24 protein-coding genes and 2 pseudogenes are annotated in these 26,704 nt (G+C 71.4%); 17 read left to right on the forward strand and 9 right to left on the reverse strand.

The window, feature by feature from the left end:
- Window positions 1–110: 110 nt before the first annotated feature.
- On the reverse strand, window positions 111–1,007 hold the full coding sequence (locus ACICHK_RS03185) for an EamA family transporter (protein WP_406841153.1): 897 nt from the start codon (window positions 1,005–1,007) through the stop codon (window positions 111–113).
- Window positions 1,008–1,059: 52 nt separating this feature from the next.
- Between ACICHK_RS03185 and ACICHK_RS03190 the strand changes: the two genes are divergently transcribed.
- The 3 genes from ACICHK_RS03190 to ACICHK_RS03200 are packed head-to-tail and all read left to right on the forward strand — an operon-like array spanning window position 1,060 to window position 2,693.
- Window positions 1,060–1,584 carry a MarR family winged helix-turn-helix transcriptional regulator gene (locus ACICHK_RS03190; RefSeq protein WP_406835567.1) on the forward strand — a complete coding sequence of 175 codons (525 nt, stop codon included), beginning with the start codon at window positions 1,060–1,062 and terminating at the stop codon, window positions 1,582–1,584.
- A 31-nt stretch (window positions 1,585–1,615) separates the two neighbouring features.
- Entirely contained in the window at window positions 1,616–2,335 is a 720-nt protein-coding gene (locus ACICHK_RS03195) for a VOC family protein (protein ID WP_406835568.1), read from the forward strand.
- A 40-nt stretch (window positions 2,336–2,375) separates the two neighbouring features.
- The gene (locus ACICHK_RS03200; protein ID WP_406835569.1) at window positions 2,376–2,693 is read left to right on the forward strand and encodes a hypothetical protein; all 318 of its coding nucleotides are present in this window, start codon (window positions 2,376–2,378) and stop codon (window positions 2,691–2,693) included.
- 47 nt (window positions 2,694–2,740) lie between these two features.
- Here ACICHK_RS03200 and ACICHK_RS03205 read toward each other — a convergent pair whose 3' ends face one another.
- Together ACICHK_RS03205 and ACICHK_RS03210 are read right to left on the reverse strand one after the other, a co-directional pair.
- A complete protein-coding gene (locus tag ACICHK_RS03205) occupies window positions 2,741–3,268 on the reverse strand; it encodes a hypothetical protein (RefSeq protein WP_406835570.1) in 528 nt (175 codons plus the stop codon).
- Window position 3,269: 1 nt separating this feature from the next.
- Entirely contained in the window at window positions 3,270–3,773 is a 504-nt protein-coding gene (locus ACICHK_RS03210; protein ID WP_406835571.1) for a hypothetical protein, read from the reverse strand.
- Between the two features lie 183 nt (window positions 3,774–3,956).
- On the opposite strand from ACICHK_RS03210, the gene ACICHK_RS03215 reads away from it, so the two are divergent.
- From ACICHK_RS03215 to ACICHK_RS03245, 7 genes and pseudogenes are all read left to right on the forward strand, one after another.
- Window positions 3,957–5,072, forward strand: a complete 1,116-nt coding sequence (locus tag ACICHK_RS03215; protein ID WP_406835572.1) for a MerR family DNA-binding transcriptional regulator — start codon at window positions 3,957–3,959, stop codon at window positions 5,070–5,072.
- Window positions 5,073–5,444: 372 nt separating this feature from the next.
- On the forward strand, window positions 5,445–8,042 hold the full coding sequence (gene rph, locus ACICHK_RS03220; protein WP_406841154.1) for a rifamycin-inactivating phosphotransferase: 2,598 nt from the start codon (window positions 5,445–5,447) through the stop codon (window positions 8,040–8,042).
- A 205-nt stretch (window positions 8,043–8,247) separates the two neighbouring features.
- Window positions 8,248–9,336 carry a glutamate--cysteine ligase gene (locus ACICHK_RS03225; protein WP_406835573.1) on the forward strand — a complete coding sequence of 363 codons (1,089 nt, stop codon included), beginning with the start codon at window positions 8,248–8,250 and terminating at the stop codon, window positions 9,334–9,336.
- A 238-nt stretch (window positions 9,337–9,574) separates the two neighbouring features.
- Window positions 9,575–9,721 (forward strand): annotated as a pseudogene (locus ACICHK_RS03230) (acyl-CoA dehydrogenase family protein); the annotation flags it as partial.
- 21 nt (window positions 9,722–9,742) lie between these two features.
- Window positions 9,743–10,273, forward strand: coding sequence for a hypothetical protein (locus ACICHK_RS03235; protein WP_406835574.1), 531 nt, complete (start codon window positions 9,743–9,745; stop codon window positions 10,271–10,273).
- 161 nt (window positions 10,274–10,434) lie between these two features.
- The gene (locus ACICHK_RS03240; protein ID WP_406835575.1) at window positions 10,435–11,304 is read left to right on the forward strand and encodes an SDR family oxidoreductase; all 870 of its coding nucleotides are present in this window, start codon (window positions 10,435–10,437) and stop codon (window positions 11,302–11,304) included.
- A 134-nt stretch (window positions 11,305–11,438) separates the two neighbouring features.
- A complete protein-coding gene (locus ACICHK_RS03245; RefSeq protein ID WP_406835576.1) occupies window positions 11,439–11,696 on the forward strand; it encodes a hypothetical protein in 258 nt (85 codons plus the stop codon).
- 9 nt (window positions 11,697–11,705) lie between these two features.
- Here the strand turns inward: ACICHK_RS03245 and ACICHK_RS03250 are convergent, their stop codons facing one another.
- Window positions 11,706–12,641, reverse strand: a complete 936-nt coding sequence (locus tag ACICHK_RS03250; RefSeq protein WP_406835577.1) for a LysR family transcriptional regulator — start codon at window positions 12,639–12,641, stop codon at window positions 11,706–11,708.
- A gap of 132 nt (window positions 12,642–12,773) precedes the next feature.
- Between ACICHK_RS03250 and ACICHK_RS03255 the strand changes: the two genes are divergently transcribed.
- On the forward strand, window positions 12,774–14,027 hold the full coding sequence (locus ACICHK_RS03255) for an MFS transporter (RefSeq protein WP_406835578.1): 1,254 nt from the start codon (window positions 12,774–12,776) through the stop codon (window positions 14,025–14,027).
- A 389-nt stretch (window positions 14,028–14,416) separates the two neighbouring features.
- Here the strand turns inward: ACICHK_RS03255 and ACICHK_RS03260 are convergent, their stop codons facing one another.
- From ACICHK_RS03260 to ACICHK_RS03270, 3 genes are all read right to left on the reverse strand, one after another.
- Entirely contained in the window at window positions 14,417–15,862 is a 1,446-nt protein-coding gene (locus tag ACICHK_RS03260) for a tannase/feruloyl esterase family alpha/beta hydrolase (RefSeq protein ID WP_406835579.1), read from the reverse strand.
- A gap of 163 nt (window positions 15,863–16,025) precedes the next feature.
- The gene (locus ACICHK_RS03265) at window positions 16,026–17,507 is read right to left on the reverse strand and encodes a PHB depolymerase family esterase (protein WP_406835580.1); all 1,482 of its coding nucleotides are present in this window, start codon (window positions 17,505–17,507) and stop codon (window positions 16,026–16,028) included.
- 185 nt (window positions 17,508–17,692) lie between these two features.
- Window positions 17,693–18,361 carry a TetR/AcrR family transcriptional regulator gene (locus ACICHK_RS03270; RefSeq protein ID WP_406835581.1) on the reverse strand — a complete coding sequence of 223 codons (669 nt, stop codon included), beginning with the start codon at window positions 18,359–18,361 and terminating at the stop codon, window positions 17,693–17,695.
- 70 nt (window positions 18,362–18,431) lie between these two features.
- On the opposite strand from ACICHK_RS03270, the gene ACICHK_RS03275 reads away from it, so the two are divergent.
- Window positions 18,432–20,039, forward strand: coding sequence for an FAD-binding oxidoreductase (locus tag ACICHK_RS03275; RefSeq protein WP_406835582.1), 1,608 nt, complete (start codon window positions 18,432–18,434; stop codon window positions 20,037–20,039).
- An 86-nt stretch (window positions 20,040–20,125) separates the two neighbouring features.
- Here the strand turns inward: ACICHK_RS03275 and ACICHK_RS03280 are convergent, their stop codons facing one another.
- Entirely contained in the window at window positions 20,126–20,980 is an 855-nt protein-coding gene (locus ACICHK_RS03280; protein WP_192582588.1) for a helix-turn-helix transcriptional regulator, read from the reverse strand.
- Between the two features lie 100 nt (window positions 20,981–21,080).
- Between ACICHK_RS03280 and ACICHK_RS03285 the strand changes: the two genes are divergently transcribed.
- The 3 genes from ACICHK_RS03285 (at window position 21,081) to ACICHK_RS03295 (ending at window position 24,177) form a co-directional block, all read left to right on the forward strand.
- Entirely contained in the window at window positions 21,081–21,845 is a 765-nt protein-coding gene (locus ACICHK_RS03285; protein WP_406835583.1) for an SDR family oxidoreductase, read from the forward strand.
- Window positions 21,846–22,093: 248 nt separating this feature from the next.
- Complete coding sequence (locus ACICHK_RS03290; RefSeq protein WP_406835584.1) at window positions 22,094–22,837, forward strand: SAM-dependent methyltransferase; 744 nt, start codon at window positions 22,094–22,096, stop codon at window positions 22,835–22,837.
- A gap of 221 nt (window positions 22,838–23,058) precedes the next feature.
- Entirely contained in the window at window positions 23,059–24,177 is a 1,119-nt protein-coding gene (locus tag ACICHK_RS03295; protein ID WP_406835585.1) for an amidohydrolase family protein, read from the forward strand.
- A gap of 66 nt (window positions 24,178–24,243) precedes the next feature.
- On the opposite strand, the pseudogene ACICHK_RS03300 reads toward ACICHK_RS03295, so the two are convergent.
- Window positions 24,244–24,518 (reverse strand): annotated as a pseudogene (locus ACICHK_RS03300) (hypothetical protein); the annotation flags it as partial.
- A gap of 193 nt (window positions 24,519–24,711) precedes the next feature.
- Here ACICHK_RS03300 and ACICHK_RS03305 point away from each other — a divergent pair.
- Entirely contained in the window at window positions 24,712–25,053 is a 342-nt protein-coding gene (locus ACICHK_RS03305; RefSeq protein ID WP_406835586.1) for a hypothetical protein, read from the forward strand.
- Between the two features lie 10 nt (window positions 25,054–25,063).
- Entirely contained in the window at window positions 25,064–26,689 is a 1,626-nt protein-coding gene (locus tag ACICHK_RS03310) for a caspase domain-containing protein (RefSeq protein WP_406835587.1), read from the forward strand.
- Window positions 26,690–26,704: the final 15 nt, after the last annotated feature.

Below are 26,704 nucleotides of genomic sequence, written 5' to 3' on the forward strand. Positions count from 1 at the left end.
GCGGCACGCGCCGTCCCGCGGGAGGACCACTCGCCGCGGACGCGCGTCACGGGACCACTCGCCGCGGACGCGCGTCACGGGACCACTCGCCGCGGACGCGCGTCACGGGATCACTCGTTGCGGACGGGCGCCGGACATGCGCGGGAAGCCGCCCGGGTGACGCTTCGCCGGTCCGCGCGCCGGGGCCGGCCCAGGACGACTCCGACCAGGACCAGGACCAGTCCGCCGAGCTGCTGCGGGGTCAGCACCTCCTCGGCGACCACCATGCCGAGCAGTACGCCGGTGACGGGGTTGAGCAGTCCGATCAGTCCGACGGTCCCCGTGGGCAGGTGCCGCAGTCCGGTGAACCACGCCGCGAAGGCCAGCGCGGTGGCGATCAGGGCGACGTAGCCGAACGCCAGGAGCGTCTGCCCGGAGAACGCGGGGGGACGGCCTTCCACGGCCGCGGCGACCGGAAGCAGGAACACTCCCCCGGCGGTGAGCTGCCAGGCGGTCGAGGCGAGCACGTCGGCACCGGTGTTCCACCGTTTGGCCAGGATGTGGCCGAAGGACGACACCAGCATGGCGGCGACCGAGGCGAGGACCCCCGGGACGCTCACGCTTCCCACCCCGCCGAGCAGCATGAGGCAGACCCCTCCGAGTCCGATCACGGCGCCGGCCAGATGGGCGGTCCGCGGCCGCTCGGACACCAGGGGCCAGGCGATGAGCATCATCGTCAACGGGGCCACCGCCATGACGGTCGAGGCCACGCTCGTCGGAAGCAGCTGGGAAGCGGCGTAGACGAGGACGAAGAACACGCTCATGTTGAGCAGCCCGAGCACCGCGGACCGCCACCACCACGCGCCGCGCGGCAGTTTCCTGCGCACGGCGAGCAGGACGAGGCCGGCCGGCAGCGCCCGCAGGGCGGCCCCGTAGAGCGGCCGGTCGGCCGGCAGGTACTCGTGCGTCACGAAGTAATTGGTCCCCCAGGCCACCGGCGCGACCGCGGTCAGCGCCACCCATCGCATATTAGCTTCCATGGAAGACAATATAACTTCCCGGGAAGCTACAATGCCAGCCATGGAGCACGGTGAATCCCTGGACCGCGTGGCCCGCATCCAGGCGGAGTGGCGTCGCGAGCGACCCGACGTCGACATCACCCCGCAGGGAGTGATCGGCCGACTGCACCGCCTGGCCGACCGGCTCGGTGAGGAACTCCGCCTCGTCTACGACCGCTACGGTCTGGGCGAGGGCGAGTTCGACGTCCTGTGCGCGCTGCGCCGCGCCGGTGAGCCCTACGAACGGGCACCCGGCGAACTCGCCGCGCACACCATGGTCACCACCGGCGCGATGACCAAGCGGATCGACCGCCTGGAGCGGGCCGGACTCGTCACCCGCCGCCGTTCCGACGACGACCAGCGCGGCCGGATCGTCGCGCTCACCCGGCCCGGACGCGAACTGATCGACCGGGCCTTCAGCGACCACATGCGCAACGAACGCCGCCTGCTGGACCTGCTGACGCCCGCCGAGGCCGAGTCGCTCGAAACGCTGCTCACCGCCTGGCTCTCCCAGGTGGAGCATCCGCGCGTTCCCGACGGCGGGTGACCGGGCCCCGGAGGTCGGGAAAGTTGTCCGAGTGGCCCGCTACGTTGGCAACATGATCGAGGAGAAGAACAGAACCGGCCACATCCGGCCGCGCCGCTTCCACGAGACCGCCGGTCTGGAGGACTGGCGCGTGGTCGGCGAGGGGGCGTGCGCGTACTTCCGTACCGGATCGTTCGCCGCCGGGGCCCAACTCGTCCGGGCCATCAGCGAGTTGCCCGGCGTGGTCGACGACCACCCGGACGTCGACCTGCGCCGGGAGGGTGTGACCGTACGACTGATCGCGCTCACGGACGACTACTACGGACTGACCGAGCGGCACATCGATCTCGCCGGACAGATCTCGGCGATCGCGCGCTCGCTGGCCCTCCCGGCCGACCCGTCCGCCGTCCAGACCGTCCAGGTCACCGTGGACGCGCTCTCCGGCGCCGACGTGGTGCCGTTCTGGCGCGCCCTGCTCGGTTACCGGGACCGCGCGAAGAGCGACGAGGACCTGGTCGACCCGGGCGGCCGCGGGGCGCCGTTCTACTTCCAGCGGATGGACGCCCCACGGCCCCGGCGCAACCGCGTCCACATCGACGTGTGGGTGCCCTACGACCAGGCCGAGGCACGGATCGCCGCGGCCCTGGCGGCGGGCGGCCGCCTGGTGAGCGACGCCGACGCCCCGTCGAACTGGGTGCTGGCCGACCCCGAGGGCAACGAGGCCTGCGTCGGCGTGGCCGGTCCCCCCGAGCCGCTCACCGGAGGCCGGTAGGCTCGCGCGAACACATCTGGAGCAGAGGGCGGGCCGAGCGGTGATACGAGACCTTTACAACGTCCGGACGCGGCCCGCGGAGGACGCGCCCGAACCCCTCACCACCGAGGAAGAAGCGCGTTTCCGGGCCCTGCTGTTCACCGAGCTCGGCAGCAGGATCGCCGACGAGGGATGGGCGCGGTACCCCGCGTACACCCGGGAGGACCGCCGGCGGCTGGTCGACGTCGCCCACCGTCTCACCGCCCACTGGGGGCGGCAGGTGGGTGTCGAGGCGGAGGACGAGTGCCGCCTCAGGCTCTTCCTCGTCGGTGACGAGGTGCCGGGCACCTCGTCACCGGACGGTCCGGGCACCCCCTGAAGCACCTCATGTGCGCGTCCTGAGCCGGGGTGATCGAACCCCGTGTTCTACGGGGTCGCGCCGCGGCAACGTGCATCGTCCCGGGACCGCCACGAGGCCGGAGGTTCCGTGACTCCGCGGTCGAGCAGCCAGGCCGTCGCCTCCACCAGTCCTCCGGCCGCTTCGAGCGGTGTCGTGAAGGTCCCCGCCTTCTCGGCGAGGATGTGGCCGCCGCATTCCCGTACCTGGTCGCACACGGCCATGACCTCCGCCGTGACCTCCCAGGGAGGACCCCATCGAAGGTCCCACGGACACCGGCGGGGAAAGTACAGCTCGGCGGTGAAGGTGAGGCCCTCCGCCTCGGCGGCGCCGAAGAGGCCCGCCACCACGATCCCCTCGACCCGGTGGAATTCGAGGCCGCCGCCCGCCCCGCCCGGAAGCACACCGAGGTGCCGGGCCAGGGCCCGGACCTGTACGTCCGCCTCGGACAGGGCACCACGGACCGTGCCGGGGTCCCGGACCTCGGGGAAGACCCACCGCAGGTCTCCCCGGCTCAACGGGATGGTGTCCGTACGCCCGCTCCGGTCCTCCGTCACGTCATTCCTCGGAGCGCATACCGGCCAGCTCCGTCGCCCTCTTCAGCGCCGGCACGAACTCCGGTTTCGCCTTCAGGACGAGGATCGCCACCGGCTTGGCGTCGGTGCGCACCAGATCGAACCGGTGGAAGGTGAGCAGGGGCGTCAGGTTGGACATGTGCTTCAGGACGGCGAGCCGGTCCCACGGCACGACGTGCTTCACCTGGCCGAACAGACCGGTGACGACGAGACCGCCGGTGTGGATGTGGCACACGCGCACCCCGAGGCGCGCGGACGTCCAGCCCCACGCCGCCCGCAGGCCGACCAGACCGAGGATCACGGCCGCCGCGATCAGTCCCTTGGAGAGGTCGCCGTCGGACCCCTTGTAGATATTGAATCCCAGCAGGATGAGACAGAAGAGTATGGCGAACCGCCGGAACATCTGCAGCAGCGTCCCGGTGACGCCCGCTATCGGGTAACTCCCGCGTCTCGCACCGAGTTCCGCCTCGTTCCCACCGCGTCGCACGGCTCCGCCCCCTCGTCACCTGAACCGACCCCACCGGACGGACAAACTATCAGGGTGCTCCTCTCGCCCTGACAAGGCCGTGTATGTGCCCGGCTGTCCGTGCCCGGCCCGGCGACCGCGTCACGCGGCCCCGGAATCCGGGCACTTGACCCTCACGCGGCGTCATGCCGCATCGTCGGCCGCATGGAGGAACACCTGACCGTGGGCCGCGTGGCCGAACTGGCCGGCGTGAGCGTCCGCACGCTGCACCACTACGACGAGATCGGCCTCGTACGGCCGTCCGCGCGAACAGCGGGCGGATACCGGGCCTATTCGGCGGGCGACGTGGAGCGGCTGCGGGAGGTGCTCGCCCACCGGCGGCTCGGCTTCGGACTGCGGGAGATCGCGGATCTGGTCGACGACCCGGCCACCGACGCGGTCGCGCGTCTGCGCCGGCTGCGCGGCCTGTTGCTGGAACAACGCGACCGTGCCGCCGCCATGGTGACGGCGATAGACGAGGAACTGGAGGCACGGGCCATGGGGATCAGGACCACGCCGGAGGAACAACTGACCATGTTCGGAGCCAAGTTGTACGACACCATCGGGTCCGCCTACCCGGCCACACGGCGGACCGAGCCGCGGATCGCCGCACGGGTCTGGGACGCGCTCGGGGACGCCCGGACGGTACTGAACGTCGGCGCCGGTACCGGCTCCTACGAGCCCCCGGACCGCGACGTGACCGCGGTGGAGCCGTCGGCGGTCATGCGGGCCCAGCGTCCCGCGGGCGCGGCACCGTGCGTGGCCGCCGAAGCGGAGAGCCTCCCGTTCGAGGACCGGACCTTCGACGCGGCGATGGCCTTCAGCACCGTCCACCACTGGCGGGACCCGATCGCCGGGCTGCGCGAGATGCGGCGCGTGGCCCGCCGCGTGGTGGTGTTCACGTACGACGCGAGTGCCACCGGCGGACGTGACCGGTTCTGGCTCGCGCGCGACTACCTGCCCGAGTTCGCCGACCTGCTCGTCGGCCGGCCCTCGCTGGCCGACCTGACCCGCGCGATCGGGGGGCGGGCGGAGCCGGTGCTGATTCCGTGGGACTGCGCCGACGGCTTCTTCGAGGCCTACTGGCGCCGGCCCGAGGCCTACCTGGAGGAACCCGTGCGGCGCGCGGTGTCGGTGTGGACCAGGGTCGGGCCGGAGGCCGAGCGGCGGGCGGTGAACGGCCTCCGCGACGACCTGTCCTCGGGCCGGTGGGCCGAGCGCAACCGCGACATCGTCGCCCTCGACACGGCGGAGCTCGGCCTCCGCCTGCTCGTCGCCTGAACCCGACGGGGCGTTCCCTCGCCCCGGGCGCCGTCGCGCCGCGGGAGAAGGCCGCGAGAGGAGAGCGCCGGTCCGTCCGGACCGCACATGGCGAAGGCAAGGAGAGCCCTCTCCTTGCCTCTCTCAACGTATAGCGCACCGGGGGTCTTGCCGCAAGGCCCCCGTCACGGCGCACAATCGTCGGCCTGTGCCACGGCCCGCGGAGACGCGCAGGCGTGCCGCCCGACCGGCGGAGCGGCCGGGCGGCGCGCGGACGGGAAGACGATCAGGGATGGGAACGTGCCCGACAAGAGGTTCGACGGAGTGGGAGACGCCGGTGATGCGACCGGACACCGCGGTACGAGGGAGCACGGCCGCCTCGGAGGCGTCGCGATGACCGAGCGGTACGTGCTGGATCTTCAGGAGGCCGACGAGACGCTGGGCGCGGTCGTCGGCGGCAAGGGCGCGCATCTGGGCGGGCTGTCGCGGATCGAGGGCGTCCGCGTGCCGGACGGTTTCTGTGTGACGACGGACGCCTTCCGGCGCGTCATGGCGGAGGCGCCGTCGGCCGACGAGCTGCTCGACCGGCTGTCACGCGTGGACCCGGACGACCGGGAGGCGGTCCGGACGCTCAGCGCGCGGATCCGCCGGACCGTCGAGGAGGTCGCCGTCCCGGACGATCTCGCGGCGGCGATCACCGGCGCGCTCGCCCGGTTCGGCGAGCGTTCCGCGTACGCCGTCCGCTCCAGCGCGACGGCGGAGGACCTGCCGACGGCGTCCTTCGCCGGCCAGCAGGACACGTACCTGAACGTCGTGGGGCCCGCGGAGATCCTGCGGCACATCAGCCGGTGCTGGGCGTCGCTGTTCACCGAGCGCGCCGTGATCTACCGGCGGCGGAACGGCATCGACGACCGTACGGTCCACATGGCCGTGGTCGTGCAGCGGATGGTCTTCCCCGACGCGTCCGGGATCCTGTTCACGGCCGACCCCGTCACGGGCAACCGCAAGGTCGCCACCGTGGACGCCGGCTTCGGCCTCGGCGAGGCCCTCGTCTCCGGCCTGGTGAACCCGGACGTCTTCAAGGTGCGCGACGGCGAGGTCGTCGCCAGGACGATCTCCGCCAAGCGGCGTGCCGTTCACGCCGTGCCCACCGGCGGCACGCGGGAGGTGGCGGTCGACGAGGAGTCGCAGGAGCGGCCCGCGCTGACGGACGAGCAGGCCGTACGGCTCGTGCGGCTGGGACGGCGGATCGAGGCGCACTTCGGCCGCCCGCAGGACATCGAATGGTGCCTGGTCGACGACGGTTTCCGGATCGTCCAGAGCCGGCCGGTCACCACGTTGTTCCCGGTCCCCGAGAGCGACGACCAGGAGAACCACGTCTACGTCTCCGTCGGCCATCAGCAGATGATGACCGACCCCATGAAGTCCCTGGGGCTGTCCATGTGGCGGCTGACGGCCATGGTGCCGATGCACGAGGCCGGCGGGAGGCTGTTCGTCGACGTGGCACCGCGCCTGGCCTCGCCCGCGAGCCGCGCCGCGCTCCTGGACGTCATGGGGAGGGGCGATCCACTGGTCAGGGACGCCCTGGAGACCGTCCTCGGCCACGAGGACGGTCTCCCGTCGCCCCCTGACACGGGTCCCGGCGGTCCGCCGGTGGCCGATGCGTCCATTCCGGCCGAGGCCGATCCGGCCATCGTCACGGAGCTGATCGAGCGCAGCCGGGCGTCCGTCGCCGCCCTGGAGCGCGACATCCGCACGAAGACCGGACCGGCGCTGTTCGAGTTCCTGCTGGAGGCCTTCGAGGAGCACAAGCGGGTCCTCGGTGATCCTCTGAACATCCGGGCGATCATGGCGGGGATGGAGGCCACGTGGTGGCTCAACGACAAGCTCCTGGAGTGGCTGGGCGAGAAGAACGCCGCCGACACGCTGACGCTGTCCGCCCCCGACAACATCACCTCGGAGATGGGCCTCGAACTGCTCGACGTCGCCGACGTGATCCGGCCCCACCCGGAGGTGGTGGCGTTCCTGCAAGGTGTCGAGGACGAGGGTTTCCTGGACGAGCTGGTGAAGCTGCCGGGCGGGACCGAGGCCCGCGACGCCATCGAGGCGTACCTCGACCGGTACGGCATGCGCTGCGTCGGCGAGATCGACATCACGAGGCCGCGGTGGCGCGAGCGCCCCACCACGCTCGTGCCCGTGATCCTCGACAACGTCAGGAACTTCGGGCCGGGCGCCGCCGAGCGGCGCTTCGAGCAAGGGCTGCGCAAGGCCCGGGAGAAGGAGCGGGAGGTGCTGTCGCGCCTGCGGTCCCTGCCGGACGGGGAGCGCAGGGCCGACGCGACCAAACGGATGATCGACCAGGTCAGGGCCTTCGCCGGGTACCGGGAGTATCCGAAGTACGGCATCGTCAGCCGCTCCTTCGTCTACAAGCGGGCCCTGCTGGAGGAGGCCGAGCGGCTCGTGCGGTCGGGCGTGCTCCGCGAGAAGGAGGACGTCTTCCACCTCACGTTCCAGGAGTTCCACGACGCCGTGCGCACGAACCGGGTGGACGACCGGCTCGTCCGGCGGCGCGAGGAGGCGTTCCGGTCGTACCGGGCGCTCACGCCGCCCCGGGTGCTCACCTCGGACGGCGAGGCCGTCACCGGGTCGTACCGGCGCGACGACGTGCCGGCCGGCGCCCTGGTCGGCCTGCCCGTCTCCGCCGGGACCGTCGAGGGGAGGGCCCGCGTCGTCCTCGACATGGAGGAGGCCGATCTGGAAGCGGGCGACATCCTGGTCACGCCCTTCACGGACCCCAGCTGGTCGCCGCTGTTCGTCGCGGTCGCGGGGCTGGTGACGGAGGTGGGCGGTCTGATGACCCATGGCGCGGTCATCGCCCGGGAGTACGGTCTGCCGGCCGTCGTGGGCGTGGAGGGGGCCACCCGGCTGATCCGGGACGGACAGCGGATCCGGGTGCACGGCACCGACGGGTACGTCGAGATCCTGTCCTGACCGACGGCCCCGGCGGGCCCGGTCCGCGAGCACGGCCGGGGACGTTCATCCGTACGCAAAAGGGGAACCCGGGCCGTACGCCGACACCGCTCGGCCGTGGGTGTCGAGGGGTCACTTTTGGGGACTCGGGGTCTTGCGCACACCGTCGTCGGCAGTCGCCGACGACGGTGTGTCCCGATGCCTGTGGCAGGAAGGTGGCACGACGTTGCGTACCGTCGGGGTGGAGGAGGAGCTTCTCCTGGTCGATCCGGTGACCGGGGAGCCGAAGGCGTTGTCGGGGGCGGTCCTGGCCCACGCCGACCGGGACGACCCCGGGCAGGACGTCTTCGAGAAAGAACTGTTCGGGCAGATGCTGGAGTTCGCCACGCATCCCCGGTCGGACCTGGCGGACCTCGGGGACGAGATCGTGCGGTGCCGCAAGGAAGCGGCACGCCTCGCCGGTGAGATCGGCTGCGCGGTCGCCGCCCTGGCGACCTCCCCTCTGCCGGTCAGCCCGTCGGTCAGCGTGAACGACCGCTACCGGTGGATGGCCGAGCAGTACGGCACCACGACACGCGAGCAGCTGGTGTGCGGCTGCCACGTCCATGTGTCCGTGGCGTCCGACGAGGAGGGCGTGGCCGTCCTGGACCGTCTGCGCCCCTGGCTGGCGGTGCTGGCCGCGCTCAGCGCGAACTCGCCGTTCTGGCAAGGGCAGGACACCGGCTACGCCGGCTACCGCAGCCGGGCGTGGGACCGCTGGCCCTCGGCGGGACCCTCGGAGCCGTTCGGTACGGCCGAGCGGTACCACCGCCGCGTGAGGGACATGGTGGCGACCGGCGTCATCCTCGACGAAGGGATGGTGTACTTCGACGCACGCCTGTCCGCGAACTACCCCACCGTGGAGATCCGGGTGGCCGACGTGTGCCTGCGCTCCGACACCCCCGTCCTCATCGCGGCCCTGGCCCGCGCCCTGGTGGACACGGCCGCACGTGACTGGCGGGCCGGCCGGCCCGCACCGGACCACAGCGTGAACGTGCTCAGGCTCGCCGCCTGGAAAGCCGCCCGCTGCGGCCTCGAACAAGACCTCCTCGACCCCACGACCATGCGTCCCCGGCCCGCGGCACACGTCCTGCGCACACTGCGGGAACACGTCGACGACGCCCTGACGCGCAACGGCGACACCGACCTCGTCGACAGGACACTCGCGGAACTGCTGCGCCGGGGTACCGGCGCCCATGAGCAGCGCCGGATGTGGGAGCGCACGGGCAGCCTGCGGGACGTCGTCACCGAGTGTGTCCAGCAGAGCCAGGGGTGAACGCCGCCGGGACCGTGCCGCCGCGCACCGAGGTGCGGGCGGTCGAGGGGCCCGGCGTCGAGGGACCCAGCAAGGCACCGGGCCCCTCGGCCGTTTCCCGGCCGGGGTGAGCGGTCAGCCGGTCTTGGGGCAGATCGCGTGGACGGCCGCGGTGTACGTGTTGCTGCCGCCGTCCAAAAAGCCGGCGGTCCAGCCGACGGGTGTGGTGCCGGAGACGATCGGGTTGGAGTGCAGCGTCGACCGCCGTCTGCAACTGCACGGCGGCTACGGCTGCATGACCGAGTACCCGATCGCCAAGGCGTTCGCCGACGGCCGTGTCCAGACCATCTACGGCGGGACGACCGAGATCATGAAGGAGATCATCGGACGCTCCCTGCTCGCCTGATTCGCTGTGTACGGTGCGGACATGTCCGCCTTCCTTCAGCAACTCCCGGCTCTCGTGGGCGTCGTGATCGGCGCCCTGGGTTCGTATCTGGCCCTCGTCCGCAGCGATCGCGAGCGCTTCGAACGGGACCGCGCGGACCGGTGGGACGAGCGGCGCCTCGCCGTGTACTCCGAGTACGCGCGGTCGCTGAAGAAGTCGGTGACGCTCACCTACCGCGTCGCCGCGCACATGGGAAACGACCCGCACCCGCACCCCCTGCCCCTGGCCGAGGCCGAACCGCTCCTGGCCCGGGCCACCGACGACCGCGATCCCGCGGGCGAGGCCCTGATCATGCTGGGCAGCCGCGAAGTGGTGGACCGGGCCCGGGACTGGGTGACCGTGGTGATGGAGATGGAACGCTTCCAGCGCGCCGGCACCCTCGATCCGCAGGCGTGGCAGGCACTCCTGGAGCGCCAGCGCAGGGGTCGCGAAGGCTACTACGCGGCCGTGCGCGAGGACCTCCGGCTGCCTCCCGGCCATCCGGGCCGCTGGCTGACGAGCCTCGGGACGTGACACCGGAGCACACCTGTCAGCGGGCCGCCGGGCGCGCCACCCCGGTCCACCGTCACACTCGTCCCGTACCGCTTCACTCCCGCCCGCCACCCCGCGGACCGTCCGTCCGCGACGGCCACCGCGGCGGATCGGCACCCGGCACCCGCCCGAGGAGGAGAACGTTGGCCCCCACCGATGTCACCTACGCGATCACCGGGTCCTCCGGCCGCCTGGGCGGGCGCGTCGCGCGCAGACTGGCCGCCGCCGGCATCGCGCAGACCCTCCTGGCCCGCACCCCTTCCCGCGCTCCTCGGCTGCCCGGCGCGATCGCGGTCCCCGGCTCCTACGACGACCACGAAGCCCTGGTGCGCGCCCTGCGCGGCACCGACCGCGTCCTGATGGTCTCGGCCTCGGAGTCCCCCGACCGGCTCCGGGACCACCGCACCTTCGTCGATGCCGCGGCCCGGGCCGGTGTCGCGCACCTGGTCTACGTCTCCTTCCACGGGGCCGCGCCGGACGCGACCTTCACCCTGGCCCGGGACCACTGGCACACCGAACAGCACGTCCGCGCCGCCGGGATCCCCTTCACCTTCCTGCGTGACAACCTCTACGCCGACTTCATGCCCGCCCTCGTGGGTGCCGACGGCGCCATCCGCGGGCCGGCCGGGGACGGCAGGGCGGCCCTGGTCGCCCAGGACGACATCGCCGACGCCGCGGTGGCGGTCCTGCTCGATCCGGGTCCGCACGCCGGCCGCACCTACGAGCTCACGGGACCGGAGGCGCTGGGCCTGGCCGACGTGGCCCGGATCCTCACCGCCGTCGGCGGCCGGCCGGTCTCCTACGTCCGGGAGACGACCGAGGAGGCGTACGCCTCCCGCGCGGTGTACGGGGCACCCGACTGGCAGCTCGACGCATGGGTGTCCACCTACGCGGCGATCGCCGACGGTTCCCTCGCCACCGTGACCACCGCCGTCGAGGACCTCACCGGACACCGGGCGACACCGCTGGACCAGGTCCTGCGCGCCGCGGCCGACGGCCCCGCCTCCCCTTGACCGGGCGCGGGGCCGGGCACGAGCGACCGCCCCGAGGGATCCGACGGCGAGGTCCCCGGCCGCCGCCGTGGAGGGCCGGAGCGAGGACGGCGTAAGGTGACGCCCTTCCATCCGTGCGAGACGAGGGGCAGGCCATGGCTGCGGCGGACGAGAGACCACGAGAAGTCGGCAAACGGGACCTCCCCCTGTCCGGCGGGCGGACGCTGCGGGTGACGGAGTACGCCAACGGCAGCATCCGGATCGCGGTGAGGACCGGATCCCCCTACGTGATCACCAGCCTGGAACAGATCGACAACGAGGCCGTACTGAGGATCTCACCCGGACGTGAGGGGTCGAACGCCCACAAGAACTGGGTGCAGGACCACGGCGCCGACGGCGGAGAGGGCTCGTAGGAGCCGCGTTCAGCGCGGGATCACCCAGTCCGGGGTCCAGGTCCCGGCGGCGTCGCGGCCGGCCGCCGTGGCGGCGAGGTGGGTGCGCAGGGTGGCCAGCGCCGGGTGGGGGTTGTCGCGGTGCCACAGCAGCGAGTGCGGGTAGACGGGCGTCGGGTCGGTCACCGGGATCAGGCGCAGACCGTGGCCCGCGGGCCAGACGAGCCGGGTTTGCTCGCCCATGAAGGTGGCGAGCGCCGGGGTGTCGGCGACGGTGTCGAGGAGCGCGTCGGAACCGAAGTTGGGGCCGGTCGCCTCGATGGTGAGGCCGAACTCGGCGACGAGGTCCTCGTAGTAGGCGGCCCACTCGGTCCCGGGGACGATGCCCGGCATCCAGATCCGGTGACCGGCGAGCCCGGCGACCGTCACCGACTTCGCGCCCGCCAGCGCGTGCGCCGGGCCGGTGAGCAGCTGGAGCGGTTCGTCGAGCACCCGTACGGACTCGATGTCCTCGGGGAGGGGCCGGCCGGGCACGGCGACGGCGCGGAAGGACGCGTCGATCGCGCCGGACCGGATGGCGGCGACGGCCGTCTCGATGTCGAACAGCATCACCACGTCGAGGTCGACCTCGGGGTACGTACGGTGGAAGCCGCGCATCAGGCCCGAGGCCGCGCCGCGCGAGGCGATGATGTCGACGCGCAGCGGACGGCGGCCGGTGCGCACGGACGAGACCGCGCGTTCGGACACCCGCAGCAGCTCGCGCGCGTGGGGCAGGAACGCCTGCCCGTCGATGGTCAGCTCGGCGCCTCGCGGCGTACGGGTGAACAGGCGCACGCCGAGGGTGCGTTCCAGCGCGGCAACGCGTTTGGAGACGGCCTGCTGGGTGACCGCCAGCTCGGCGGCGGCCTCCTGGAACTGCCCCGCGTCGGCGACGGCGACGAAGGTCCGTACGGTGTCGAGGTCCACGCCTCACCCTAGCTCCACAACCGATGGTTGTGGCGTGCGGTCTCCCGGTTGTTTGATCCCGGCTCACCGCGCTCGCTTTGATGTCCTCGGACGCGGATCGGTTGTACGGGCGAGTGGTGAGGAGGGGCGGGCATGAGGAGCGGGCACCGGCTGGGGCGGCGGTTCGGGTGGTTCTGGGGAGCCTACGGAACCAGCGCGCTCGGCACGTGGCTCGCCTTCGGCTCGTTCGAGCTGATCGCCGTCCGGGTGCTGCGCGCGGGGCCGGCCGAGGTAGCCGCGCTCGCCTCCGTGGGGGCCGCGGTGGGCGCGGCCGTGGCGGCACCGCTGGGGCCGTGGGTGGAGTTCCGCCGCAAGCGGCCGGTGCTGATCACGATGGACCTGGTGCGGTTCGCGGCGCTGCTGACGATCCCCGCCGCGTTCGCGCTGGGAGTGCTCACCTTCCTTCAGCTCCTGCTCGTCTCGGTCGTCGTCGCGGCGGCCGACATCGCCTTCCGTGCCGCCTCCGGCGCGTACCTGAAGACGCTGGTGCCGGCCGAGGACCTGCTCGTGGCGGGCGCCCGGTTCGAGTCGACGGCGTGGACGACGACGATCGTCGGACCGCCGCTGGGCGGCGCGGCGATCGGCCTGCTGGGCCCGGTGGCGACGGTGGTGGCCGACGGGGTCAGCTACCTGCTCTCCGCCCTGGGCGTCCGCGCGACGGGCGGGCACGAACCGGGGCCCGAACGCCGGGAGGCCGCGCGCGTGCGGGCCCCGGACCTGCTCGACGGCTGGCGGTACGTCCTCGCCGACCCCACGCTGCGTCCGCTGTTCTTCAACACGGCCCTGTTCAACGGTCTGGTCATGGCCACCCAGCCGCTGCTGGCCGTCCTGATGCTCGGCCGGCTCGGGTTCACACCGTGGCAGTACGGCCTCGCCTTCGCCGCGCCCTCGATCGGTGGGCTGCTCGGTTCGCGACTGGCCCGGCCGCTGGTCACCCGCTTCGGGCAGCCCCGGGTCCTGGTCGCCTCCGGGACGCTGCGCGCGATCTGGCCGCTCGGCCTGGCGTTCCTGGGGCAGGGCACCGGCGGACTGGCATGGGTGATGGGCGTGGAGTTCGGACTCATCTTCTGCTGCGGGGTCTTCAACCCCGTCTCCTCCACCTGCCGCCTCGAACGCACCGCGAACGACCGGGTCGCCCGGACGCTGACCGCCTGGGCGGTGACGACCAAGGCCTCGACCGCGCTCCTGACCGCGCTCTGGGGCGTACTGGGCGCCCTGCTCGGCCCGCGCACGGCCATCGCCCTGGCCGGCGTCCTCCTGCTGGCGACCCCGCTGCTGCTCCCCCGGCGGGCCGCGGCGCCCGGTACCGCCGGGGCGGAGGCGGCACCGGCGCCGGGTCGCGCCTGAGGAGAGGCGGTGCGCTCAGGAGGTACTGGTGCCGGGGCCCGCCGCGAGGCAGTGTCGCGGCGCGGCCCGCGGCCCGCGCCGCCGAGGACGCGGCAGGGGGATCGGCTGGCCCGGCCGCTACCGAATGTCTGCCCAGTGCTCCACCCTTCAGGGTGGAGATGAAGGGCATCCTGCCCATGGCGGCCCGGAGGGCCGCAGCGGCATGGCAGGATCGCCTTGCCGGACGACGGAGTTGTCCGGCCTACCGCCGGACGGGCGGGAAGTCAGGCCTGCGGAGGCCACGTGAGACCGACCCTCACCGGTCGGCGGAGGCCCGTGAAACAGGAACCCACGATGGTACTGCGGAGCAGTACGGACCGGAATCACCTGCCCCCGGGCAGGTGAGGACGTCAAGCCAAGGGGCATTCGGCCAGCAGTGCCGAAGCGTCCGCGTCGGCCGGGCGCGCCACGGTGTGGCCGGCCGACGGGCGTCCTTCACCGGCCAGCCAGCGTTCCAGCGCCGTGAAGGCCGAGCGGTGACAGGGGGTCATCGGACGGAGCCGGTCGGGGAACGCGTCGACGAGCGAGTCGGTGTGCGTCCCGTCCTCGATGCGGTAGTACCGCAGCAACGGGCCCCGCCCGGCCGCGCGCACCATCCTGGCGTAGACGTCCCCGTCACGACTGATCGGCAGCAGCACGTCAAGTGTGCCCTGGAGGGTGATGAGCGGTTTGCCGATGCGCCCGGTCAGCGCGATGCGGTCGACCGCTCGGTGCACGGCCCGCCGTCTCGTCCCGTAGTCGTAGTCGGCGTCGCAGCCGGGGGTGCCGGAGGCGCAGAACGGGGTGCCCGCCTCGGTCTCCCCGTCGTAACCGGGGTCCAGTTCCTCACGGTAGAGGCGCTGGGTCAGGTCCCAGTAGGTCTTGTGGTGGTACGGCCACAGGAACTCCGACCCGGCCGGATAGCCGGCCGCGTGCAGGGCGTCCCGAGCCGCGTCGGCGCCGGGTCCGCCGGCCGCGTAGACCGGGTACGCGCGCAGCGCGGGCGGCAGGAAGGCGAGCAGGCCGCCGTCGGAGTTCCAGAGCGTGCCCTCCCAGTCGACTCCCCCGTCGTAGAGCTCGGGGTGGTTCTCCAGTTGCCAGCGGACCAGGTAGCCGCCGTTGGAGATGCCGGTGGCGATGGTGCGGGAGGGGGGCTTCCCGTAGCGCTCCTCGACGACGGCGCGGGCGGCCCGGGTGAGCTGGGTGAGCCGGGTGTTCCACTCGGCGACGGCGTCGCCGGGGCGGCGGCCGTCCCGGTGGAAGGCGAGGCCGGTGTTGCCCTTGTCGGTGGCGGCGTAGGCGTAGCCGCGCGCGAGCACCCAGTCGGAGATCGCGCGGTCGTTGGCGTACTGCTCGCGGTTGCCCGGTGTTCCGGCGACGACGAGTCCGCCGTTCCAGCGGTCGGGCAGCCGGATGACGAACTGCGCGTCGTGGTTCCAGCCGTGATGGGTGTTGGTGGTGGACGTGTCGGGGAAGTAGCCGTCGATCTGGGTTCCGGGCACCCCGCTGGGCGTCGGCAGGTCCTTGGGCGTCAGACCCGCGTAGTCGGCGGGGTCGGTGTGGCCGGAGGCCACGGTCCCGGCGGTGGTCAACTCGTCGAGGCAGACGGCCTGTTGGCGATCAGCCCCGGGCACCCGCGGCTGAGCGCCCGCGGCGCAGGCCCCGGTGCGCGGGCCGTGGGCGCCGGCCGCGGACGACGGTGCGGCCGACGCGAGGACGCCCGGACCGGCGGTCGCGAGCACCAGCGCGCACAGCGCGGCGCGCCATCGGGGCCGCCGTCCTCCGGGTGGGGTGACGTCCGTACTGGGGTGGGGCATCCGGGACCTCGAATCCGAGTGGGGACGGTGTGGACGCGCCGGAGGCTAGTGACACGAGGACCCGTGGGAACATGTGCCGGACCGCCATGATGGCGAGGGCGGGAGCAGCGTCGGCCACCATGGCGGTCCATGTTCCCGTGTGCGGACGGGACCTGAGGTCCGGTCAGGGGCAGCCGCCGTCGGCGATGGTGTAGGTGCCGACGGGTGATTCCTTGAGGGTGTGGGTGACGAAGGTGTTGTACAGGCCCATGTTCTGGTTCGTGCCCTTGGCGTAGGTGTAGCCGCCGCCGGTGACGGCCCGGCCCGCCTGGACGTGGGCGTAGTTGCTGCCCGTCCAGCAGGCCGCGGTGCCGCCGGTGGTCGTGACGGTGATCGTCCCCGAGCGGGGGCCCGCCGTGCCGGCGTCGTCGCGCGCGGCGACCGCGTAGGTGTGCGTGGTGCCCGCCGTCAGTCCGGTGTCCGTGTACGACGTGCCGCTCGTCGTCCCGACCGGGCCGCCGTCGCGGAACACGGCGTAGTCGGCGGCGCCGCTCACCGCGTCCCAGCGCAGACCGACGCCGGTGCCGGTGACCGCTGTCGTGGCCAGTCCGGTGGGTGCGGGCAGCGATCCCCCGCCGGGCGACGAACCTTCGAGGCCGAAGAAGCGGGCGATCCAGTAGCTGGAGCAGATCGAGCCGAGGAAGTACGGGGCGCCGGTGGCGCCGCACTGCCGGTCACCGCTGCCCGGTTCGACCGGTGTGCCGTGCCCGATGCCGGGTACCGCGTCGACCTCGACGGCGACCGTGCCGTCCGCCGCCAGGTATTCGTCGTGCCGGGTGGAGTCGGGCCCGATCACGGAAGTGCGGGCGGGGGTCTGGGACAGTCCCTGGAGCGCCGTCCACTGGTCGCGCAGTTCGGCGGCGTTCAGCGGCACGACGGTGGTGTCCTGTTGGCCGTACCAGATCGCCGTACGGGGCCAGGGACCGTCGTACGACGGGTAGGCGTCGCGGACCCGCTGGGCCCAGGCGCTCGGGGCGAGGTCGACTCCGGGGTTCATGCAGGTGTACGGGCTGTTGTCGCGGGTGCAGTCGTAGGGCAGACCGGCGACGACCGCGCCGGCGGCGAAGACGTCGGGGTAGGTGGCCAGCATGACCGAGGTCATGGCGCCGCCCGCGGACAGACCGGTGACGTACACGCGCCCGGGGTCGGCCCCGTAGGCGGAGACGGCGTGGCTCACCATCTGCCGGATGGAGAGGGCCTCGCCCTGGCCGCGCCGGTTGTCCGTCGTCTGGAACCAGTTGAAGCACTTCTGGATGTTGTTCGAGGAGGTCGTCTCCGCGAGCACGAGGACGAACCCGTCCCGGTCGGCGAGCCGGGGCAGCCCGGAGTTGTCGGCGTAGACCTGGGCGCTCTGCGTGCATCCGTGCAGCGCCACGACCACGGGCGGGTGCGCGGGCAGGGACGCCGGACGGTACACGTACATGTTCAACTGGCCGGGATTCGAACCGAAGTCGGCGACCCGGGTGACCGGCACGGCGGCCCGGGCGGCGGGCGCGGGGCCGGTCAGGGCGGCTCCCAGGACCAGGGCCACGACCGTGAGGAGGCGGATCGTCAGGCGGGCCGGCCGGTTCCGGCGCCGTCGTGGTGCTGGTGAAGGGCGGTGCATGCGCGGCTCCCTCTCTGGGGGTGTCCGGCCCCGCCCGTCCGGAGCCGTCCCTGGCCATCGGACGAGCGGGGCGTTGCGGAACCCCAGGGTCGGCCGCCTGTGACCGCCATGACATGGCGTCCGGCACCACAACCGTGGGCGAGTCCATCGTCATCGCACGGATTGCGGGAGCGCCGCCCGCTCTGCTACGTCGAGCGGATGCCGGATGGTCCTCCGGTCGTGTCGGAGGCCGCCCACAGGTCCGGGCAGAGCACCGCGACGATGCGTTCGAAGCGCGCGGCCATCTCGTGGGCGGTCTGCTCGGGGTGGTGCCGCCACCAGGCGACGGCGGCGCTCACCGTCCCGTACCAGAGGTGGGTGCCGAGATCGGCGTCGAGCGGCTCGACGGCCGGGGACGCCCGCAGGAATTCGGCCACGCCCACCGCGCCCATCCGGTTGAGTTCCCGCCGGTACCCGGTCGCCGCCTCGTACAGCGGGCCCTCGGCCGGAAGGGTCCCGTCGTAGACGAGTTCCCAGTCGTGCGGGCGCGATTCGAGCGCGCGGAAGACGGCTTCCAGGGTGCGCACGGCGCGCGAGAGGTCGGAGGGCCCCTGCTGGGCGGACGCGACGGCTTCGACGAGGCGGGTGCCGGCCTGTTCGAGGCAGGTCAGGTACAGGCTGTCCTTGGACCCGAAGTACTCGTAGATCATGGGTTTGGTGATGCCGGCCCGTGCCGCCACCTGCGCGGTCGACCCGCGCGCGTAGCCCTTCGCGCCGAACTCCCCGGCGGCCGCCTCCAGGATCAGCCGCTCCCGGTCCTTGCGGGGCATCCCCTTGGTGCCCACGCCCCGTGTCTCCTTCGCGTGGTTGCTCATGTCACCACCCTATGCCAAAGTGACCGCCCGGTAAGTTACCCGACGTTCAGTTCGGACGACTGGAGGAACGATGAGCGGCAAGACCCGTTCGTGGTGGGGCTGGGGAAACGTCGAGGACGCCGTGACCGGCGCGGAGCGGGCGGAACTCACCCGGCGCACCGCCGAGTTGCTCCCCGACGCGGATCTGACCGTGCACTCGGCTCCTCCGGTCGGATCGTTCGACGTGGCCCCGGGCAGGATCTCGCCTCCGCCCTCGCTGGCCGGGCTCGCCTCGCACGACGTCCGCGACCGGCTGGCGCACAGCCACGGCCAGGCGTTCCGCGACGTCGTCCGCGCGCTGCTCGGACGACTGCCCCATGTGCCGGACCTCGTCATGCGCCCCACGTCGGAGGCCGAAGTGGTGCGGGTGCTGGAGTGGTGCGACGGCGCCGGCGCGGCGGTCGTCCCGTTCGGCGGCGGCACCTCCGTGGTGGGAGGCGTCGAGGCCCGTACGGGTGCGGAGTACGCCGGAGTGGTCAGCCTGGATCTCGGCTCCCTGGACCGGGTCCTGGAGGTCGACGGGACCAGCCGGGCCGCGCTCGTCCAGGCCGGCGTCCTCGGCCCGCACCTGGAGGAGCAGCTCAGGCCCCATGGGTACACGCTCCGTTTCTTCCCCCAGTCCTTCGAGTTCTCCACCCTCGGCGGCTGGCTGGCGACCCGGGCCGGCGGTCACTTCGCGACCCGCCTCACCCACATCGACGACCTCACCGAGTCGCTGCGGGTGGTCACCCCCGCCGGTGTGGTCGAGAGCCGCCGTCTGCCCGGCTCGGGGGCCGGTCCCTCGCCCGACCGGATGTTCCTCGGTTCCGAGGGAACGCTCGGTGTCGTCACCCAGGCCTGGGTACGCCTCCAGGACCGGCCGCGGTGGCGGGCGGGGGCGTCGGTCGCCTTCGGGGACTACGAGGCGGGCGTCCGGGCCGTACGGGCCCTGGCGCAGTCCGGGCTCGACCCGGCGAACTGCCGGCTGCTGGACCCGACGGAGGCGTTCATCAACGCGGGCAGCCCGACCGCGGTCCTGGTGCTCGGCTTCGAGTCCGCCGACCACCCCGTCACCGCGTGGATGGAACGCGCGCTGGAGCTCTGCCGCGATCACGGGGGCACGCTGCCGGAGCCGCCGCGCCACACCGACACCGCGGACGCGGGCGCCCGGACCTCGGCCGCCGACACCTGGCGCTCCGCCTTCCTGCGGATGCCCTACCAGCGGGACGCCCTCGCCGCCCAGGGCATGATCGTGGAGACGTTCGAGACGGCCTGCACCTGGGACCGGTTCGCCGGCCTCCGGGCGGCCGTCGACGCGGCGGCCCGCGACGCCATGCGCCAGGTCGGCGCCACGGGTGTCGTGACCTGCCGGTTCACCCATGTCTATCCCGACGGCCCCGCCCCGTACTTCGGGGTCTACGCCGCGGGCACGTGGGGCAGGACCGTCGAGCAGTGGGACGAGATCAAGCAGGCGGTCTCCGAGGCGCTGATCGCGCACGGTGCCACCATCACCCATCACCACGCGGTGGGCCGGGACCACCGGCCGTGGTACGACCGGCAGCGCCCGGACCTCTTCGCCGCAGCCCTGCGGGCGGGCAAGGCCGTACTGGACCCGTCCGGGATCCTCAATCCCGGCGTCGTGATCGACCCCCTTCGCTGAATCGCCCCACCCCGCGGGGGCCGAGCGTGCCCGGCCCCCGCGGTCACGGACCCGGCCGCCACGACATGGCGACGCCCACAGCGGCTTCAGACATCGGTCTGCGCCTCCGTGAAGCGATTGAGTCCCAGCACGGCGAGCAGACCCAGCTTCTCGTGGCCCTCGGTGCGGGGCGGGGCGGTGAGGACGAGGAGGGTCTGGGACTGGTCCTCGGTGAAGAGCGCCTGGCAGTCCAGCTCGATCGGGCCCAGTTCGGGGTGCAGGAGCGTCTTGTGGTCCTCGAAGCGCTGCGCGACCTCGTGCCGGTCCCACAGCTCGGCGAACTCCGCGCTCGTCCTCTGGAGAGTCCGTACGAGTGTCCCGGCACGTGACTCCGGTCCGCGCAGCCCGTGGGCCGCCCGCAGATTGGCGACCTGGGCGCGGCTCTGCCGTTCGTGATCGTCCTCGGGGTAGAGGGCGCGTTCCGACGGATCGGTGAACCAACGGTAGATCGCGCTGCGGGCGAGCCCCGTGTGCCGTGAGGCGTCACCGAACAGGGCGATGGCCATCCGGTTCTGCACCAGCGCTTCGTTGAGGTCGGTCAGGATCATCGCGGGCGTGTCGTCGAGGTGGTCCAGCACGCGCAGCAGTGCGGGAGCGACATGCGTGTGGGCGGACAGCCTGGCCGGCGCGTTGCGTCCGGCGATCCGGTAGAGGTAGGCGCGCTCGTCATCGGTCAGCCGCAGGGCACGGGCGAGCGAGGCCAGCATCTGCTCACTGGGCTGCGGGCCACGCCGCTGCTCCAGCCGGGTGTAGTAGTCGGTCGACATCACCGCGAGGGACGCCACCTCCTCGCGCCGCAGGCCCCGGGCCCGTCGCCGTGCGCCCGGAGGAAGGGCGACGTCCTCCGGCCGTAGCGCCTCGCGGTGGCGGCGCAGGAATTCAGCCAGTGCTGCTCGGTCCATGGGGCCATTGTCGTCCGCTCCCCGAGGACGAACCAGGGATCGCCGATCCCCCGATAAGTGGTCTCTGCACCCGCGTCGACGGGGCGGTGAGGATCGGAGCATGAACATCTCCGGAAACACCGTCTTCATCCCTGGGGCCACCAGCGGTATCGGTCTCGCCCTCGCCCTCGCGCTGAAGGCGAGGGGCAATACCGTCATCGTCGGCGGCAGGCGCGCCGACCTGCTGGAACGGATCGCGGCCGAGCACCCCGGCATCGACACCGTACGCGTCGACACCGCGGACGCGGCGAGCATCACCGCCGCCGCACGGCAGGTGCTGGCCGCCCATCCGGACCTCGACGTCCTGGTGACGATGGCCGGAATCATGCAGGCCGAGGACTGGCGCAAGCCCGAGTCGTTCCTCGCCAGCGCCGAGTCGACCGTGACGACGAACCTGCTCGGTCCGATCCGGCTCATCGCCGCGTTCGTCGAACACCTCCAGACCCGGCCGGCCGCCACGATCATGACCGTGTCCTCGGGCCTGGCGTTCACCCCGCTGGGGATCACGCCGAGCTACAACGCGTCGAAGGCCGCGATCCACATGCTCAGCGAGTCCGTCCGGCTGCAACTCGCCGGTACCTCGGTGAGCGTCGTGGAGCTCGAACCGCCGGCGGTGCGCACCGCGCTGATGCCCGGTCATGAGGAGAACGAACACGCCATGCCGCTCGACGAGTTCGTCGCCGAAGTGATGAGCCTGATCGAATCCCGGCCCGACGCCAAGGAGATCCAGGTCGAACGTGTGAAGTTCCTGCGCTACGGCGAGGCCCGTGGCGACTACGACCAGGTCGTCGAGACCCTCAACCCTTCACTGCCGATACATCCGTGAGCGGAACCGAACAGGAACGACCGCCCCTGCCCCCTCGGACCTACAAGGCCTGGGGGGCGGGGCATTCCCGGGACCTACCGGTGGTTCCCCTCTTCGGCGCGGATGCGGGCGGAGCGGCCACGTCCCTGAAGATGGCCGCGGAGGGCGAGCGATCGTCGAGACCTGTGGATCGGCGGTCGCCCCGCGAGGCTTCGGCCCGTGGACGAAACCGAGGTGCGCGCGGCCTTCGTCGTTGACAGGCTGCGCCGGTGAACCGTGAACAGATCTCCATGATCGCCCATGCCGACCACCCGATAAGGTCTCCGCTCGACGACGACTCGGTGCGTCAACTGCTGGAACGCGGGCTCCCACGCGGCGACGAGCGCGTGCTCGACCTTGGATGCGGCAGCGGGGAGTGGCTTCTGCGCGCCCTGGCCGCGCGTCCGCACCTGCACGCCGAGGGCGTGGACGTCTCCGAGGACGCTCTGGCGCAGGCCCGCCGGGCGGCAGGCGACCTCGGCGTCCAGGAGCGCCTTGTCCTCCACCACCGGAAGGCCGCGGACTTCGCGTCCTCGCAGTCGTTCGACCTGGTGCTCAGCGTCGGGGCCACGCACGCCTTCGGTGGTCTGCTCCCCACCCTCGCGGCGGCACGCGAGCACTTGGCTCCCGGCGGCCGTGTCCTCATCGGTGAAGGGTTCTGGGACCGCACTCCTTCGCAGGAGGCCGTCGAGATGCTCGGGGACTTCACCGACCTGGCGACCACGATGGACCGCGTCGTCGCCGATGGCTGGACTCCCGTCCACGGGCACGTCAGCACGCGCCGTGAGCTGGACGACTACGAATGGGCCTGCTGGGGGTCACTGGCCTCATGGGCCCTGGACCACGAGGCCGATCCGGACAGCGCGTACGTGCTCGGAACGGCCACCACCCGTCGCTCCGAATGGCTGCGCGTCTACCGGGACACCTGGGGCTTCCTGTCCCTGGTTCTGCGCCGGACGCCCGACTTCCCCTGACCCGGCTCCGGCGCCCGAACCCTTTCGCCGGGCCACCGCGCCGCGCGGCCCGGGGCACACGGTCCGACGAGGCCCCTCTCTCCGGACCGCACTCCGTCCGAGGTAACCGACCTCGGACAGGGCGCGCCGTGGTGATCGTGGGCCGGTCACCGGACCATCGTGGTGCGGCAAGCCGATGGCGCTACGGATGGGATACGCGGATGCCGGAATCGACCCGGGCCATGAGTCGGCGCAGTCTGATCATCACCGGTGGAGCGGTGGCGACCACCGTCGCTGCCACGGGCGGGTCCAGTGCTCTGGCCAGGGAGAAAGCGGTGCCGCGGGGCGCGGGAAGCGGGGATGACGCCGACCGGGCGAGGATTGACGTCCATCACCATTTCACCGCTCCGGCATGGGTCGACTGGGCCGAGCGCGAGGGCCTGGTGCGGCGGCAGGAGCTGCCGTGGTGGGCGCGTTGGGATCTGGACTCCACTCTGGCGCTGATGGACCGGGTGGGAATCGCGACCGCGGTCCTCAACCCGACCATGCAGGACCGGTACCGCTCCGCGGCGCAGGCCAGGGAAGGTCTCACTGTCGTCTTTGAAGCGCTGACCGACTTGGTGGCCCTGCACCCGAACCGTTTCGCCGTCCTCGGCCCCGCTGTCCTGGACCATCCCGAAGTGACCACGTGGGCCCTCCGACGCGCCTTCGACGAGCTCGGTGCCGTCGGAGCCAGTGTGAAAGCCAACTACAACGGTGTCTACCTCGGTGATCCCTCGTACGACCGCTTCCTCGCAGAGCTCGACGAACGCGCTGCGGTCGTTTTCACCCACCCGCTCGACCTCCCGGGCGGGCCCCCCGGTGTGCCCACTGTCCCCGGAATTCCGAACTTCATGTGCGATTTCCTGCTGGACACCACGCGTGCCGCCGTGAACCTGATCCGTACCAGGACGCTCGACCGCTACCCGCACCTGTCTGTCGTCCTGCCGCACGCCGGCGGATTCCTCCCTCAGATCGCCACCCGCATGGAGGCTTTCGGCGGCTTCTGCACCCCACCCCTCGATCCTGCCCGTGTGCAGGACCATCTTCACCGCTTCTACTACGACACGGCGGGCCCGCTGGCCCCCTCGGGCACCTTGGTGGCCACGGCCGGCGCCGACCGGATCCTCTTCGGTACCGACTGGCCGGCCGCCTCCGCCTACATCATCACCGACTTCACGGTGCCCGCCATCGAGACCGACCCCGTCCTGACCGACCGCCAACGTCGCGGCATCAACCGCGGCAACGCGCTCCACCTCATGCCCGCGCTGAGGCGCGCCCAAGACCGCGGAGCAACTCCGAAAGATCGTGTAAGTCCGTGATGTGGAAGCTTGGCCGAGGCTCGTGATTCGGGTTGTCGAGCACCGGAGTTCGCGGAGGAACCGTCAGGGTTCAAGGGTGGCGATGGCCCGTTCGACCAGTGCCGAGACCTTTGCGTGGGACCGGTTGACGGCCTGTCGTCCACCCAGCAGTTGATGCCGGCCCGGGCGAGAGCCGGTCACAAGGCCGGCCGTTGCGGAGGTGGACGAGTGAGCGGTGCCTCTCGGCCCGCGCTCAGGCGCCGCCATCGGGTGCCGGGAGCGTGACGGCTTCCCTTCACGCGGGTGGCAGTGAAGCAAAGGGCAGAGCTGGACACGTCGACACCGGACAGGTAGACAAGCACGCGAAGTCCCGGGGGGGAGGCGGCTCTCTTGGTCGAAAACCCGTCTACGAGAGGCTTCATCCGTCCGTCAGGCCAACCGCTCAACCGGTGCACGAGGTCGGAAAAGGCTCACTGCTTCTTTCACCGAGGACGTCATGGATTGCCGTTGCACTAAATAGAGTTGGCCGGACGTCGTTCGCCAAGGGGGATATCCATGACCTCACCAGCCTCATCTTCCGACGAGCCCGCTCTGTCCTTCTGGGTGTCGTACGACGAGGAGCCCGGGGACGAGGGTGACTCCATGGGCCTGTTCGGGGGCGGTGGAAGCACCGAGTCAACCCTGCGAAATGTGCCCCTGGGGCCCTTGCGGAACAACCTCGCGGAGGCCGTGGACGCGTTACAGCTCCTCTTCGCCGAAGCCGTCGCGCGCGGAGGTCCGCTACCGCTGCGAGAGGCGCATCTGTCCTTCCAGGTGACGGCCAGCGGCGGCGTCCAGTTCATCGGCAGCGCTCAGGCGCAGAGCAACCGCGGCATCGTGCTGGTTTTCAAGCAGTGATCGGTACGTGATGGGACGTCACAGAGCGCTGCTCATCGGAGCCAGCGGCTACGAGGTGTCGGGGGTCTCGTCGTTGCCCTTCATCCCCGACGACCTTGCCCGTCTCGGCACAGCCCTCAAGGAGCGCGGGTTCGACGAAGTCCAGGTCCTGGCAGCGCGGGAGGGCGGCAAGCAAGTCTCCGCCAACTATGTCAACGCGCGTGTCATCGGATTCCTGAAGCGCGCTCGCCAGGGCGACACCCTGCTCATCTTCCTGAGTGGACACGGTGTGCATTCCAGGGGGCGCGACTACCTCGTGCCGGAGGACATCGACGAGGACACACACCCGTTCGAGTCGGGGTGCGTGGCGATCGACTGGCGGCAGCACCTCGATGAGACTCTCGCCGGCCACGTCGTCTTCCTCATCGATGCCTGCCGCGAAGGGATCGAGCAGGCCTCAATGGGTATGGCCGGTGTCCAGCAGTGGAGCCGGCAGAAGATCAGCGCGGCACTGCGACGCAAGGTGGCATACGTATACGCCTGTTCACCAGGTCAACTCGCGCTTTTCGTACGCGCGCAGGAGTCGCCGATCCAAGCGGTGGAAGGCATCGAGCCGGGTGAATCTTTCAGCCTCTTCTCCCGGTCCGTCTCGGACGCCGTTTCCGTCCAGCCCGCGACCGGGATGCTCGCACTCGATGAATTCAAGGAAACCGTCCAGGGCCGGATGGCAGAGTTGCATCGCGCATACGCGAAGAGGGGAGCTCCACAGACACTACGGGTCGTCACGGACATTTCATCAGGGAGCTTCTATTTTCTCCCCTCCTCGAAAGCCGGGCCCACCGCCGCGCCGCCGTCTTCATCCGCACCAAACGGGGCTTTGAGTGATGTCGCGGGCATCGGCGCCGGGCGGCACGCGGTCCGCAGCCGCCGACAGATCCTCGCCGCACTGGCTCTGGTTGCAGTGCTCACCGGGGTGGGCTGGGGCGTTTTCTCGCACTTCACCGGCACAGGGTCGTCGACTGGCAACAGTCTGCTCGAGGGCGCCAAAAGCAGTTTCTCCGGTAATGTCGATCTGTCGAAGGAGGGAAAGATCGACTGGGTGCAGTGGGGGTATCTGTCCAAAGATCGAGACGTGACAGCAGAATTCTCCGGCGGACCGGCGGAGACGGAGTGTCAGCATCTCAATGTCTACTGCGTCACTCGCAAGGCGGACTCCTTCGAGATCGGCGACTTCCGATCGCTCGGTACGGAGCCCCCGACAAGGCTGTACGCCGGTCGGCAGCCTGTCTCGTTCTCCTGGACCGGAGGCAGCGCCCCGCATCAATCGGCGAGCGGTGTCCGCTCCGTGGTTTACCAGGGCGGCCCTGGTGCAGGATTCCGCGTCCTCGTTCCCACAACGGCCACCACTCGTACATTCCGCCTGTACGTCTCCTACCGCCAAGGTGGAATCCGTTTCTCCGCATCCCTTCGAGGTGACAGCTCACACTCCTACACGGATACGGCCGATACGGAGTCGGGTGAACTCAATACGAGCTACTTTCGGGTTTACAAACTGACATGTCGCACCCCGGAGCCCTCTCTGCTCGAAGTGAACATCAAACTTGAAAGAAATCACGGAGGCGGGAACGTCACCCTCATGGCTGCGACTCTGCAATAGAACCACGGGAAACCA

This window comes from Streptomyces sp. AHU1 (assembly GCF_045343905.1).
Taxonomy (GTDB): domain Bacteria; phylum Actinomycetota; class Actinomycetes; order Streptomycetales; family Streptomycetaceae; genus Streptomyces; species Streptomyces triticiradicis.

What these genes read in the sequence shown, in the direction of transcription:
- ACICHK_RS03185 (WP_406841153.1), bottom strand. Translation starts at nt 1,007, where the DNA reads ATGCGATGGGTGGCGCTGACCGCGGTCGCGCCGGTGGCCTGGGGGACC.
- ACICHK_RS03190 (WP_406835567.1), top strand. Translation starts at nt 1,060, where the DNA reads ATGGAGCACGGTGAATCCCTGGACCGCGTGGCCCGCATCCAGGCGGAG.
- ACICHK_RS03215 (WP_406835572.1), top strand. Translation starts at nt 3,957, where the DNA reads ATGGAGGAACACCTGACCGTGGGCCGCGTGGCCGAACTGGCCGGCGTG.
- rph (WP_406841154.1), top strand. Translation starts at nt 5,445, where the DNA reads ATGACCGAGCGGTACGTGCTGGATCTTCAGGAGGCCGACGAGACGCTG.
- ACICHK_RS03235 (WP_406835574.1), top strand. Translation starts at nt 9,743, where the DNA reads ATGTCCGCCTTCCTTCAGCAACTCCCGGCTCTCGTGGGCGTCGTGATC.
- ACICHK_RS03245 (WP_406835576.1), top strand. Translation starts at nt 11,439, where the DNA reads ATGGCTGCGGCGGACGAGAGACCACGAGAAGTCGGCAAACGGGACCTC.
- ACICHK_RS03255 (WP_406835578.1), top strand. Translation starts at nt 12,774, where the DNA reads ATGAGGAGCGGGCACCGGCTGGGGCGGCGGTTCGGGTGGTTCTGGGGA.
- ACICHK_RS03260 (WP_406835579.1), bottom strand. Translation starts at nt 15,862, where the DNA reads ATGCCCCACCCCAGTACGGACGTCACCCCACCCGGAGGACGGCGGCCC.
- ACICHK_RS03265 (WP_406835580.1), bottom strand. Translation starts at nt 17,507, where the DNA reads ATGCACCGCCCTTCACCAGCACCACGACGGCGCCGGAACCGGCCGGCC.
- ACICHK_RS03270 (WP_406835581.1), bottom strand. Translation starts at nt 18,361, where the DNA reads ATGAGCAACCACGCGAAGGAGACACGGGGCGTGGGCACCAAGGGGATG.
- ACICHK_RS03275 (WP_406835582.1), top strand. Translation starts at nt 18,432, where the DNA reads ATGAGCGGCAAGACCCGTTCGTGGTGGGGCTGGGGAAACGTCGAGGAC.
- ACICHK_RS03280 (WP_192582588.1), bottom strand. Translation starts at nt 20,980, where the DNA reads ATGGACCGAGCAGCACTGGCTGAATTCCTGCGCCGCCACCGCGAGGCG.
- ACICHK_RS03285 (WP_406835583.1), top strand. Translation starts at nt 21,081, where the DNA reads ATGAACATCTCCGGAAACACCGTCTTCATCCCTGGGGCCACCAGCGGT.
- ACICHK_RS03295 (WP_406835585.1), top strand. Translation starts at nt 23,059, where the DNA reads ATGAGTCGGCGCAGTCTGATCATCACCGGTGGAGCGGTGGCGACCACC.
- ACICHK_RS03305 (WP_406835586.1), top strand. Translation starts at nt 24,712, where the DNA reads ATGACCTCACCAGCCTCATCTTCCGACGAGCCCGCTCTGTCCTTCTGG.
- ACICHK_RS03310 (WP_406835587.1), top strand. Translation starts at nt 25,064, where the DNA reads ATGGGACGTCACAGAGCGCTGCTCATCGGAGCCAGCGGCTACGAGGTG.